12 protein-coding genes are annotated in these 12,390 nt (G+C 76.1%); 7 read left to right on the top strand and 5 right to left on the bottom strand.

All coding sequences use genetic code 11. The annotated features are described in order from the left end of the window. Positions 1 to 76: 76 nt before the first annotated feature. Genes KPL57_RS29165 through KPL57_RS29175 form a run of 3 tightly spaced genes read right to left on the bottom strand, consistent with a single transcriptional unit; the run spans position 77 to position 4,470 of the window. Positions 77 to 661, bottom strand: coding sequence for a TetR/AcrR family transcriptional regulator (locus KPL57_RS29165; protein ID WP_226353922.1), 585 nt, complete (start codon positions 659 to 661; stop codon positions 77 to 79). A 7-nt stretch (positions 662 to 668) separates the two neighbouring features. After that, positions 669 to 1,514: a patatin-like phospholipase family protein gene (locus tag KPL57_RS29170; protein ID WP_226353923.1), complete on the bottom strand. Its 846-nt coding sequence runs from the start codon at positions 1,512 to 1,514 to the stop codon at positions 669 to 671. A 43-nt stretch (positions 1,515 to 1,557) separates the two neighbouring features. Then, complete coding sequence (locus tag KPL57_RS29175; protein WP_374203853.1) at positions 1,558 to 4,470, bottom strand: FAD-binding and (Fe-S)-binding domain-containing protein; 2,913 nt, start codon at positions 4,468 to 4,470, stop codon at positions 1,558 to 1,560. A gap of 120 nt (positions 4,471 to 4,590) precedes the next feature. On the opposite strand from KPL57_RS29175, the gene KPL57_RS29180 reads away from it, so the two are divergent. Together KPL57_RS29180 and KPL57_RS29185 are read left to right on the top strand one after the other, a co-directional pair. After that, on the top strand, positions 4,591 to 5,484 hold the full coding sequence (locus KPL57_RS29180; protein ID WP_226353925.1) for an aminoglycoside phosphotransferase family protein: 894 nt from the start codon (positions 4,591 to 4,593) through the stop codon (positions 5,482 to 5,484). Between the two features lie 17 nt (positions 5,485 to 5,501). Next, positions 5,502 to 6,404 carry a 1,4-dihydroxy-2-naphthoyl-CoA synthase gene (locus KPL57_RS29185; RefSeq protein WP_226353926.1) on the top strand — a complete coding sequence of 301 codons (903 nt, stop codon included), beginning with the start codon at positions 5,502 to 5,504 and terminating at the stop codon, positions 6,402 to 6,404. A 4-nt stretch (positions 6,405 to 6,408) separates the two neighbouring features. Here KPL57_RS29185 and KPL57_RS29190 read toward each other — a convergent pair whose 3' ends face one another. Beyond that, positions 6,409 to 6,666 carry a hypothetical protein gene (locus KPL57_RS29190; RefSeq protein ID WP_226353927.1) on the bottom strand — a complete coding sequence of 86 codons (258 nt, stop codon included), beginning with the start codon at positions 6,664 to 6,666 and terminating at the stop codon, positions 6,409 to 6,411. 176 nt (positions 6,667 to 6,842) lie between these two features. Here KPL57_RS29190 and menE point away from each other — a divergent pair, with 176 nt between their 5' ends. From menE to KPL57_RS29205, 3 genes are all read left to right on the top strand, one after another. After that, complete coding sequence (gene menE / locus KPL57_RS29195) at positions 6,843 to 8,066, top strand: o-succinylbenzoate--CoA ligase (protein ID WP_264198680.1); 1,224 nt, start codon at positions 6,843 to 6,845, stop codon at positions 8,064 to 8,066. 226 nt (positions 8,067 to 8,292) lie between these two features. Then, entirely contained in the window at positions 8,293 to 9,987 is a 1,695-nt protein-coding gene (locus KPL57_RS29200; protein WP_226353928.1) for a hypothetical protein, read from the top strand. Positions 9,988 to 10,121: 134 nt separating this feature from the next. Further along, on the top strand, positions 10,122 to 10,994 hold the full coding sequence (locus KPL57_RS29205) for a 1,4-dihydroxy-2-naphthoate polyprenyltransferase (protein WP_226353929.1): 873 nt from the start codon (positions 10,122 to 10,124) through the stop codon (positions 10,992 to 10,994). A gap of 12 nt (positions 10,995 to 11,006) precedes the next feature. On the opposite strand, the gene KPL57_RS29210 is transcribed toward KPL57_RS29205, so the two are convergent. Next, entirely contained in the window at positions 11,007 to 11,468 is a 462-nt protein-coding gene (locus KPL57_RS29210; protein ID WP_226353930.1) for a DUF4229 domain-containing protein, read from the bottom strand. A gap of 300 nt (positions 11,469 to 11,768) precedes the next feature. Between KPL57_RS29210 and KPL57_RS29215 the strand changes: the two genes are divergently transcribed. Continuing rightward, complete coding sequence (locus KPL57_RS29215; RefSeq protein ID WP_073576557.1) at positions 11,769 to 11,981, top strand: BldC family transcriptional regulator; 213 nt, start codon at positions 11,769 to 11,771, stop codon at positions 11,979 to 11,981. Positions 11,982 to 12,066: 85 nt separating this feature from the next. After that, a complete protein-coding gene (locus KPL57_RS29220; RefSeq protein ID WP_062398018.1) occupies positions 12,067 to 12,300 on the top strand; it encodes a hypothetical protein in 234 nt (77 codons plus the stop codon). The last annotated feature ends 90 nt before the right edge of the window (positions 12,301 to 12,390 follow it).

Here is a 12,390-nt window from a genome sequence, read left to right on the forward strand (position 1 = left end):
ACGATCCCAGGGTAGGGAGAATTGATGCACCTGCACCACTTTTTGCGGTGTGGTGTGCTCCGCGACACGACCGCGGCTACTCCCCGTCGAGGGCGGCGGCCAGCTCGTCGGCGACGAACCCGGCCAGGCCGGTGCGGCCCTGCACGGCGGCGGCGAGCAGCGCGCCGTCCATGAGCAGCAGGTAGCGGCGGGCGGAGCGCTCCGGGCGCCCGCAGGCCCGCAGCGTCGCCGCCACGTCGTGCTCGGTGCCCGCCCACTGCTCGGCGAGCTCGCGGGCCAGCCGGGGGCTCTCCCGGGCCGCGTCGGCGAGCGAGCCGATGACGCCGCGCAGGGTGTCGTCGTCGAGCGGGGCCCCGAGGCCGCTGCGGACCAGCCGGTCGACGAGCTCGGCGGTGCCGGGGGCGGCGCCCGCCGGCACCGTGGCGGCCTCCCGCGCGGCGTCGCGCCGGGCCCGGTCGAGATCGGCCAGGACCGCCGAGAGCAGGTCCTCGCGGGTGGAGAAGTAGTAGCGGATCGCCCCGCCGGGGACCCCGGCCCGGGCGGCGACGTTGCGGTGGGTCACCGCGCTCATCCGCTCCCCGACCAGGATCTCGGTGGCCGCGGTGAGGATCGCGCGCTGGCGCTCGTCGCTGCGTTCCTGCCGGGTCCGGCGCGGGGGCACCGCGGGCTCAGCCCCAGACCCGCGCGACCTCGGCGGCGACGTCCGCCGCCTGCGCCCGGCCGGCCCGCGCCGAGCCCGGACGGCGGGCCGGGTCGAGCGGGTTGCGGCCGAACGCGCGGCGCGAACGCCGGTCCGGCTCGACGACCGCGACCCGGGCGAGCGCGCCGAGCGCCTCGGCCTGGACCCGGGGCGGCGCGGCCCCGCCGAGCCCGCCGGACAGCGGCGCCACCACGACAACGCGGCCGTAGCCCGCGGCGAGGTCGGCGTTGGCCATGGAGCGGACCCCGCCGTCGATCCACCGGGTGCCCGCGGCCGTGACCGGCGGCCAGACGCCGGGCACCGCGCAGCTGGCGGCGACCGCGGTGGCGAGCTCGACGCCGTCGTCGCGGCCGAAGACCCGGAACGCGCCGGTGTGCGCGTCGACGGCGGTGACCCGCAGGTCCCGGTCGGCGGGCCAGTCCGCGCCGTCGAGCCGCGACCGGATCACCGCGATCCGCTCGGCCTCGTCGACCGTGTCGGTGTCGAGGGCGAGACGGCCGATCCGGGCCCGGACCCGGGTCGCGTCGCGCGGTCCGGAGAGCGCGGCGACGCCGTAGCGGACCGCCAGCCGCAGCCCGAGGGTCGCGGCGATCTCCCCGGACGGCGGGGCGAGCTGGGTCGCGGCGAGCGCGGCCGGGTCACGCCCGACGGCCAGGTTGGTGCCCACCACCGACCCCGCCGAGGTCCCGACGACGAGGTCGACGTCGCGCAGGTCGACGCCGTCGGCGAGGAGCCCGGCCAGCAGCCCGTACATCCAGGCGATGCCGGTCAGCCCGCCGCCGCCCAGCACCAGCGCCCGTCGGTCGTCGGCCATGGGGTCCTCCCTCGTCGGTCTCCCGCACGATCGCGGGAGGCGATCACCCCCGCAGGGCGCGGGCCGCGATCTGGGCCAGGTGCACCGGCTCCCGCTCGCCGGCCTGACGGACCTGGGTCCGGCAGGAGTAGCCGTCGGCGAGCAGGTCCACGGACTCGTCGGCGGCGCGCAGCGCGGGCAGCAGGGCCCGCTCGGCGCACGCCATCGACACGTCGTAGTGGCCGTCCTCGAACCCGAAGTTGCCGGCCAGGCCGCAGCAGCCGGAGTCGAGCACGGTGGCGTCGACGCCGAGCGCCGCCAGCACCGCGCGGTCGGGCTCCGAGCCCAGCTCGGCGTGCTGGTGGCAGTGGATCTGCACCAGCGCGGCACCGTTCCCGGTCCCCGCGACGGCCGACAGCTCGTCGGCGTGCCGGGCCAGCAGCTCGGCGAAGGTCGACACCTGCCGCGCCAGCAGCGGCACCCGCGGGTCGTCGGGCAGCAGCTCCGCGGCGTCGCTGCGCAGCGCGGCGGTGCAGGACGGCTCCAGCCCGACGACCGGGATGCCGGCGTCGAGCGCCGGGCCGATCGCGCGCAGGCTGCGCGCCAGCACCCGGCGGGCCGCGGTGACCTGGCCGGTGGAGGTCCAGGTCAGGCCGCAGCACACGTTCTTCGGGGGCAGCTCGACCCGGTACCCGAGCCCGGTGAGGACCGCGACGGCGTCGGCCGCGATCTCCGGGTCGAAGTGGTCGGTGAAGGTGTCGGTCCACAGCAGCAGCGGGCCGCGGCTGCCGGGCGCGACGCCGAGGTCCGGCACCGTCGACATCGGCAGCCCGCGGGCGGCCTGCGCCGTGTAGGTCTCCCGGGCGATCGGCGGGATGGCGCGACGGGCGTCGATACCGCCCGCCTTCTTCGCGACCTTCGCCAGGAACGGCACCTGCGCGAGCCGGTTCAGCCCGTCGACGGCCGCGGCCGGCAGCACCCCGACCGCGCGCAGCCAGCGCGGGAGCGCCCCCATCGAGTAGTGCGCGCGCGGGCGCAGCTTCCGGTGGTAGCGGTTCGCGAGGAACTCGGTCTTGTACGAGGCCATGTCGACCCCGACCGGGCAGTCGGACTTGCAGCCCTTGCAGGACAGGCACAGGTCGAGGGACTCGGCGACCTCGTCGGACTGCCAGCCGTCCTTGATGATCTCGCCGTTCGCCATCTCGAACAGCAGGCGGGCGCGGCCGCGGGTGGAGTGCTTCTCCTCCTTGGTCACGTTCCAGCTGGGGCACATGACCCCGGAGCCGGTGTCGACGGCGCACTTGCCGACGCCCAGGCAGCGGCGGGTGGCGCGGTGGAAGGAGCCGCGGTCGTGGCCGAAGGCCAGCTTCGGCTCGTCGGGCATGGTCGGCATGCCGAGCTGGACGCGCAGGTTCTCGTCCATCGTCGCCGGGCGCACGACGCGGCCGGGGTTCATCCGGTCGTCCGGGTCCCAGATCCCCTTGAAGTCCTCGAACGCGGCGATGATCTGCGGCGGGTACATCCGCGGGAGCAGCTCGGCGCGGGCCTGGCCGTCGCCGTGCTCACCGGACAGCGACCCGCCGTGCGCGACGACGAGGTCCGCGGCCGCGGTCATGAAGTCCCGGAAGTTCTGCACGCCCGGCTTGGTGAGCAGGTCGAAGTCGATCCGCACGTGCAGACAGCCGTCGCCGAAGTGGCCGTAGTAGATGCCCTTGCGGCCGTGGGCCTCCAGGACCTTGTCGAACTCGCGCAGGTAGGCGCCGAAGCGCTCCGGCGGGACGGCGGCGTCCTCCCAGCCGGGCCAGGCCTCGCCGCCCTCGGGCGAGCGGGTCAGCAGGCCCGCGCCCTCCTCGCGGATCTTCCACAGCGCGGCCATCCGGGCCGGCTCGCCGACGACGACCGCACCGGTCGTCCAGGCCTTCATCGCGTCGGCGACGGCCTGCGCGGCTGCCTCCGCCTCGGCGCGGGTGGCCCCGCCGGTCTCGACGTAGAGCCAGCCCTTGCCCTCGGGGAGCATCCGGCTCGTCGTCTCGTTCGGGCGCAGGGCGCGCAGCGAGGCGATCAGCCCGGCGTCCATGCCCTCGATCGTCAGCGGCGAGTGCTCGCGGACGATCATCACGTTGTCCGCGGCGTGGTAGGCGTCGGGGAAGCCGAGCACGGCCAGCGCCCGCGCGGGCGGGGACTCGACGAGGTCGACGGTCGCGGACAGGATCGTCGCGCAGGTGCCCTCGGTGCCGACCAGCGCCTTGGCCAGGTTCACGTTGCCCGGGACGAGCTGGTCGAGGTTGTAGCCCGACACCCGCCGGGTCAGCTCGGGCACGTGCTTCTCGACGTCGTCGGCGACCCGCGCGCCCAGCGCACGCAGCGCGTCCGGGATCGTGCCGGTCTCGGTGCCGTCGCCGCCCAGCACGAGCCGCTCGCCGCGGTAGGTGAGGACCTCCAGCGATGCGACGTTGTCGACGGTCTTGCCCCAGGCCACCGAGTGCGAGCCGCAGGCGTTGTTGCCGATCATCCCGCCGATCGAGCAGCGGTTGTGCGTCGACGGGTCCGGGCCGAACGTCAGGCCGTGCGGCTTGCCGGCGTCGCGCACGGCGTCGCAGACGGCACCCGGCTGCACGGTCGCGGTCCGGGCGTCGGGGTCCACGGACAGGATCGCGTCCATGTGCGTGCGGAAGTCCATCGCGACCGCGGTGTTGACGGCCTGGCCCGCGATGGAGGTGCGCGACCCGACCGGCAGCACCGGCACGTCGTGGGTGCGGCACACGGCGACGGCGGCCTCGACGTCGGCGGCGTCGCGCGGGCAGATCACGCCGATCGGGACGCCCCGGTAGTTCGAGGCGTCCGCCGACCACATCGCGCGGCTGCCCGCGTCGAACCGGACCTCACCGCCGATGGCGGCACGCAGGTCGTTCTCCAGGGCGCGGTACGCGGTGCTGCTCGTGGAGCTGCTCGCGGTGGTGGGACGCGCGCTCTCGATGGTCACGGGGCTCCTCTCGGCCGTCCGGGGCACCCGAGACGCTACCCCGCGCCCCCCGGGGCCCCGCCCGTGCCGGGACGGCGGTTGCGGTGATCCGGATCGCCGCACCAGGCTGCCCCGGTGCACCGCGACGAGCTCGCCGACACCGTCGTCCGGGTCTGGGGCGACCGGGGAGCGGCCTGGCTCGCCGGACTCGGCCCGCTGCTGGCCGGGCTGGCCACCGAGCTGGACCTGGAGCCCGGCCCGGCGCTGCCGCAGACCTACCACGCGGTGCGGGCGGTGACCTGCGCCGACGGGACCCCGGCCGTGCTCAAGGCGGGGGTCCCCGACGGGCACCTCGACGCCGAGATCGCCGCGCTGCGCGCCTGGGACGGGGACGGTGCCGTCCGGCTGCTGTGGGCCGACCCGGCCCGCGGGGCGCTGCTGCTCGAACGCGCGTGTCCCGGGACCGAGCTCGCCACCCGGCCCGACGACGACGCCGTCGACGTCGTGGGCGGGCTGCTGGCCCGGCTGCACGCGGCCCCCTTACCGCCCGGGGTCGACCACGTCGCGGCCGAGCGGGCCGCGTTCGACGCGCACCTGGCCCGCCCCGCCGCGGTGCTGCCCCGGCCGCTGGTGGAACGGGCGGCGGCACTGTGGACGCAGCTGTGCGGCTCCGCGGAGCGCGAGGTGCTGCTGCACGGCGACCTGCACCAGCACAACGTCCTCGCCGCGACCCGGGAGCCGTGGCTGGCGATCGACCCGCACGGACGGACCGGCGACCCCGGCTACGACTGCGGCCAGCTGCTGTACAACCCGCTCGACGCCGACCCGGCCGAGCTGGCCCGCCGCGCGCCGGACCGGCTGGAACGGCTCGCCGACGCCGTCGGGATCGGGTGGGACCGCGCCGTCGCGTGGGGGTTCGCGGTGTGCGTGCTGTCCGAGGTGTGGGACGCCGACGGCGACACCGGGTGGGACGGCCCGGGCCCCGCACTGGCCGTGGCCCGACGGCTGGCGCCGCTCGTCGCGGAGTGAGTCCTTAGGGTTCGGCCATGACCGTCTCCGAGACCTTCGACCCGGACGCCTGGACGCCGGTCGACGGGTTCGACTTCCGCGACATCACCTACCACCGCGCCCGCGCCACCGGCGCCGTGCGGATCGCGTTCGACCGTCCCGAGGTCCTCAACGCGTTCCGGCCGGGCACCGTCGACGAGCTCTACCGCGCCCTGGAGCACGCCCGGACCAGCGCCGACGTGGGCGCGGTGCTGCTGACCGGGAACGGCCCCTCCCCGAAGGACGGCAAGCGCGCCTTCTGCTCCGGCGGCGACCAGCGCATCCGTGGCCGCACCGGCTACCAGTACGCCTCCGGGGACACCGCGGAGACCGTCGAGCAGGGCCGGGCCGGGCGGCTGCACATCCTGGAGTGCCAGCGGCTGATCCGGTTCATGCCGAAGGTCGTCATCGCCGTGGTGAACGGCTGGGCCGCCGGAGGCGGGCACTCGCTGCACGCCGTCGCCGACCTCACGATCGCCTCCCGCGAGCACGCCCGCTTCAAGCAGACCGACGCCGACGTCGGCTCGTTCGACGGCGGCTACGGCTCGGCGTACCTGGCCCGCCAGGTGGGGCAGAAGTTCGCCCGGGAGATCTTCTTCCTCGGCCGCACCTACAGCGCCGAGCAGATGCACCACATGGGCGCGGTCAACGCCGTGGTCGACCACGCGGACCTGGAGACCGAGGCCCTGCAGTGGGCGTCGGAGATCAACGGCAAGTCACCGCAGGCCCAGCGGATGCTGAAGTACGCCTTCAACCTCGCCGACGACGGTCTGGTCGGCCAGCAGCTCTTCGCCGGTGAGGCGACCCGGCTGGCCTACATGACCGACGAGGCGGTGGAGGGCCGGGACTCGTTCCTGGAGAAGCGGGACCCGGACTGGTCGCCGTTCCCCTGGCACTACTAGGTCGTCACTCCGCGGCGGGGCGCGGCCGGGGCACGGGGACCGGCCGCGCCGCGACGACGGCCCGCGGGCCGCTCTGCTGCGGGACGGCGACCGCCGGGCGCTGCGGCGCCGCGGCCGGGGGTACCGGGCCGGACGGCACGTCGAAGGCCAGGGCCGCGAGCTCGCCGGCGACCGCACGGTGCCCGGAGCCGGCGGGCCGGCGGCAGCGCAGCGAGCGCGGGCTGCCGGTCGGGGACGCGTCGGCGGTGGCGGTGTACGGCATGGTGAGCTCCTTCGAACCCGTGACCGGCGGGCGGGTGCGCCGCCGCTCTCACCCCCTGAGTCGGGTGGGAGGCCCCCCGCGTTGCACCTCCCCTACACCGTTCCCCGAATCTGATGAAAGACGCCGTTCGGACGCCGCTCCCGGTTGCGTGCGTCACGACAGACAGGGTTGACAGCATGACTGTGCGTGCACTTCCGGTGGACGGCTCCGCGGAGTCGGTGACCCGGCTGGCGGCCGCGCTGCGGGCCGCCGTCGACGGCACGGGTCCCGCGGTGCTGCCCGTGCGGGCCGAGCCGGGCCCGGGCCCGGGTGCCGCGGGGCCGGACACCGCCGGGTCGGATGCGCTGCCCGGGCCGGTGGCGCGGGCCGCCGCGGCCGGGGAGCTGCCCGACGGGCTCGCCGCCGTCGTCGCCACCTCGGGGTCGACCGGGGAGCCCAAGTACGTCGCGCTCACCGCGGACGCGCTGCGGGCCTCGGCCGCGGCGACGCACGCCCGCCTCGGCGGCCCGGGGTCGTGGCTGCTCACGCTGCCCGCCGAGCACGTCGCGGGGGTCCAGGTGGTGCTGCGCGCCCTGCTCGCGGACACCGCCTGCGTGGTCCAGGACGTCCGCGGCGGCTTCCGGCCCGACGGCCTGGCCCGCGCCACCGGGCGGATGGCGCACGGCACCCGTCGCTACACCAGCCTCGTCCCGACCCAGCTGGCGCGGATCCTCGACCACGGCGGTGCCCCGCTGTACGCCCTGGCCGGGTACGACGCCGTGCTCGTCGGCGGGGCCGCGCTGGACCCGCGGCTGCGCGGGCGCGCGCTCGCCGAGGGGATCCGGGTGGTCACCACCTACGGGATGAGCGAGACCTGCGGCGGCTGCGTCTACGACGGCGTCCCGCTCGACGGCGTCGAGGTCACCCTCGACCCGGCCGACGGACGGGTGGTGCTCGGCGGGCCGGTCGTCGCCGGCGGGTACCTGGGGGCGCCGGAGGCGACCGCGGAGGCCTTCGTGTCCGACGGGGGCGTCCGCCGGTTCCGGACCGGGGACCTCGGTGCGCTCGCGCCGGACGGGACGCTGACCGTCCTGGGCCGGATCGACGACGTCGTCAACACCGGGGGCGAGAAGGTCGCGCCCGCCGCGGTGGAGCGGGCGCTCCTGGCGGTCGACGGCGTCCGCGCGGCGTGCGTCGTCGGCCTCCCCGACGACGAGTGGGGCCAGATCGTGGCCGCGCTCGTGGTGCCTTCCGGGGCCGCACCGGACGATCACGCTCTGTGTGCCGCGGTCCGCGCGGCGTGCGGCCGGGCCGCCGTGCCGCGGCTGCTGCTGCGGGCCGACACCGTGCCCGAGCGCGGGATCGGCAAGCCCGACCGCACCGCCGTCGCGGAGATCCTGGCGGGGGCGCGCCGCACCTGACCGCTCACCCAGCGGAGTTGTCGGTCACGGTGGGCAGTCGGATCACGGCGTTGCGTCACGGTCTCCACCACCCGATCCGTGTACACACCTTGGAGTTGGTTCACGCAGCGTGCGTTGCGCGCACCCCTGAGATCGAGTGTGCTTCGACCACTGGCGACACAGAGCCCTCACCCATCACAGGGCTCCCCGTCGTCACACGAGTCACAGCGATCAGCGGGGGTTGTCCATGCGCAGCATCACGCGGGCCGGGCTGCGGGCCATCGGTCTGCTCGCCGCGACCGGCGCGCTCTGTGCCGCCGCCACGGTCCCGGCGATGGCCGACGAGCCGGGCACGACGTGGCAGCCGGAGCTGAGCGAGGGCACCGGCAACGGTGTCGTCGTCTCGCCCGACGGGGCCCGGTTCGACCGGTCGACGGCCTTCGGGGCCCCGGCGGACGAGGGGGACACGGAGTCCTCCGCCGACCCGGCCGAGGTCGTCCCGACCGGGCTGCTGATCCTCGCGCCGCGCACCCTGGACGCCCCGACCCGGGAGGTCGACTCCCGGCTCGTCGCGGACACCCCGCCCGGCTCGACGGCGTCGGTCGACGTCCGCGGGAAGCGGGCGGGCGGCGGCTGGACCGAGTGGATCCCCGCCCAGGACTCCCGCACCGAGCTGCCGGAGGCCGTCACCGAGGTGCAGGGACGCCTGGTCCTCACCGCCACCGGCGCGGCCGACCCGACCGTCCGGGAGCTCACCCTCACCGCGACGCCCGGCTCCGGCGCCGAGAGCGAGCCGGTCACCGAGGCCGCGCCGCGCAGCTACTCGGTGTTCGCCACCCGCGAGGGGCTCGTCGGCGGCACCACCGCGAACGGCCACAAGATCGTCAACCGGGACCGCTTCGTCGCGCTGCCCTCGCGCCGGGCGCTCTCGGCCAACGGCAAGACCGACTACTCGGTCAAGGTCTGCGCCCCCAACGGGCGCTGCGCGATCGCCCCGGTCTGGGACATCGGCCCGTGGAACACCAAGGACGACTACTGGAACCCGTCGAACCAGCGGGAGATGTGGAAGGACCTGCCCCAGGGCGTGCCGCAGGCCGCGGCCGCGCGCAACGGGCACAACGGCGGCAAGGACCAGTTCGGGCGCCGGGTCGCCAACCCGGCGGGCATCGACCTGGGCGACGGCATCTTCTGGGACGTCCTCGGCCTGAAGGACAACTCGCAGGTCCAGGTCGACTACCTGTGGACCGGGTCGCAGCGGCTGTCCGCGATCCGCACCGAGGGCACCCCGGACATCCAGATCCTCGCCCGGCCCGAGGCCGGCGCGGAGTCGGTCGGGATCGCCGTCGACGCCACCGAGGTGCCGGTGCAGTGCACCTCCGGCGCGTTCGTCCGGATCGGCGACGGCCAGTACCTCCCGGCGACGGCGTTCACCGGGCTGCCGGGCGACGTCCCGGCCTGCGACGCGGCGGCCCCGTCCGCACCCTCGCCCGCGGCCCCCGCGGCCCCCGCGGCCCCCGCCGCCCCCGCCGCCCCCACCGCGCCCGACGCCTCCGCTGCTCCGTCGGCGCCCGGCACTCCCGCGGCTCCCGGCACCTCCGCGGCTCCCGCGGGGCCCGACGCCTCCGCCGCGGTGGGCGGTTCGCCGGCTCCGGTCCCAGCTGCCCCCGCCGCACCGTCCGCGGCCACCCCGTCCGCGTCTGCACCGTCCTCATCGACGCCGTCCGCACCGTCCGCACCGTCCGCGCCGCCCGCGCCGTCCGCACCCTCCGCGGCGACGGGGCCGGGAGCCGGGGCACCGGCCGCCGGCGGGTCCACGGCGGGCACCCCCTCACCCGGGTCCGCCACCGCGCCCACACCCGCGACCGGCGTCCCCACCGGCGACAACCAGGCCGCCCGCGTGACCCCCGGCTCGGCCCAGCGGGCGCCCTCCGGCACCTCCTGACCGTCCTGCCCGGCAGCCACACCCCTGCGCCGGTCCGCACACCCGTCGCAGCGGGTGTGACGACCGGCGCAGGGGTGTGGTCGCGCCGTGGGACGGCTCCGTCGGACGGCGGCGCGGCGGGATAGGTTCCCGGGGTGGCCACCACGGCAGAGTGGGTCGAGGGTGCGCGGCCGCGCACCCTCCCCACCGCGATCTCCCCCGTCCTCGTCGGGACCGGCGCCGCGCTCGGCGCGGGCGCCCTCGCCCCCGGCTCCGCGCTGCTCGCCCTCCTCGTGGCGGTCGCGCTGGTGATCGGGGTGAACTTCGCCAACGACTACTCCGACGGCATCCGCGGCACCGACGACGACCGTGTCGGCCCCCAGCGTCTGGTCGGCTCCCGGGCCGCCGAACCGGCCACGGTGAAGTCCGCGGCGTTCGCCTGCTTCGGGGTCGCCGCCGTCGCCGGGCTGGTGCTCACGGCGGTCTCCGGCCAGTGGTGGCTGCTGCTCGTCGGGGCGCTGTGCATCGTCGGCGCCTGGTACTACACCGGCGGCTCGCGGCCCTACGGCTACGCCGGGCTCGGCGAGGTCGCGGTGTTCGTGTTCTTCGGCCCGGTCGCAGTGCTGGGCACCATGCTGACCCAGGCCGGGCACGTCGACGCCGCCGCCGTCGGGGCCGCGGTCGGTGTCGGGCTGCTGACGTGCGCGGTCCTGGTCGCGAACAACCTGCGGGACATCCCGGGCGACCGGGTCGTCGGCAAGCGGACCCTCGCGGTGCGGCTCGGGGACCACGGCACCCGGATGCTCTACCTCGCGCTGGTGCTGGTGCCGTTCGTCGTCGCGGTCGGTGCCGCGTTCGACCGGCCGGGCCTGCTGGTGGCGCTGTTCGCGCTGCCCGCCGCCGTGCGGCCGGTGCGGATCGTCCTCGGCGGGGCAGAGGGCCCCGCGCTCATCCCGGTCCTCAAGGACACCGGCCTGCTCCTGCTGGCCTGGGGCCTCGCCGTGGCCGTCGGGCTCGCCGTCGGCTGAGGTCGCTCCCGCTCAGCGGGCCGGGCCGTCCCCCGCCGGGGAGGCCGTGTCGGACCCGGTGGACCCCTCGGCGCCGTCCGCAGCGGCGGCGGGCGACGGGGACGCGCCCGCGGACGGAGCGGCCGACGGGGACGCGGGCGCGACGGGCGTGTCCGGGGAGGGCGGCGGGCCGACGTCGCCGCGCAGCTGGGCCCGCAGCGACGCGCGCTCGGACGACCGGCGGGCCGTCGACGCGGCGATCGCCCGGTCCAGCCGCTCCCGCAGCCCGCGGAACAGCACCATCGACAGCGGCAGTGCGACGACGAGCGCCACGAGCAGCGCGACGAGCCACGGCACGCCGATCAGCGCGAGGACGACCGTCACCACGGCGAGCAGACCGAGCCGCGCGAGCGTGTAGAGCGCCACCGTGGTGGCCAGCCCGGGCTCACCGGCGCGCTCCCGCGCCGCGGCCTGCGGCGGGGTCGGAGACGTCATGGCCTCCAGGGTACGGGCCGGACCTGCCGGACCGCGGCTGCCCGGTTCCACCCGGCCCCGTCCCGGACGTCCGGATCGCGGCCACCCGCCCGGGCGGCGGTCCCTCCCCGGGCGTCCCCGGCTGTCCGGTTCGAGTTGTTCACCGGCTTTGCCCTTTAAGAACCCTTTACTCACACAACACCGTTCGAGTACCCGGGGTCTGAGGTGTCACGATGGCCCGGAAACCGAGAGCGGTACCCGGCCGGATGCCTCCGGCGAGCACCGTGACACATACTCCACGTGCACTTCGGGAGGATCCCCATGGCAGCTCCGACTCAGGCACCCGAGCGTCTCCTCACCCCGGGTGAGGTGGCCACGCTCTTCCGCGTCGACCCCAAGACCGTGACCCGCTGGGCCTCGGCCGGGCGGATCGGCTCGATCCGCACGCCGGGCGGCCACCGCCGGTTCCGCGAGTCCGAGGTCCGCGGCCTGCTGGCCGACCTGACCAGCGAGGCGAACACCGGTCTCCGCTGATCCGGAGCGCACACATGGGGTGAGGGTCTCGACTTCACCCGTACGTCAGGCCACCTTCGCTACGCTGGACAGCGGAGGTGGCCTGATGTTGTTCTTCCTGATCCTTCTTGTCGGCGCGGCCGTGGTCGCGGTGCTGCTCGTGCGGACCCTGCGGTCCGAACAGGTGGTCTCCGACCGCATCCCACGCGCGGAGTTCCCCTGGTCGTCGGGCCAGCGGGCCGAGAAGCCGCGCGCGACCGGCCCCGACGACGATCCCGACTTCCTGCGCGAGCTCGACGAGAAGGTCCGTAACCAGGAGGACCCGCCCGAGCGTCCCTGAGCGGGTCGCGCCGGCCGGCACCTCCCCAAGACGCCTTTACCGAAGGGCGGTCCACCCCACCGGGCGGACCGCCCTTCGGTGTCTCCGGTC

Source organism: Pseudonocardia sp. ICBG601, from assembly GCF_020496245.1.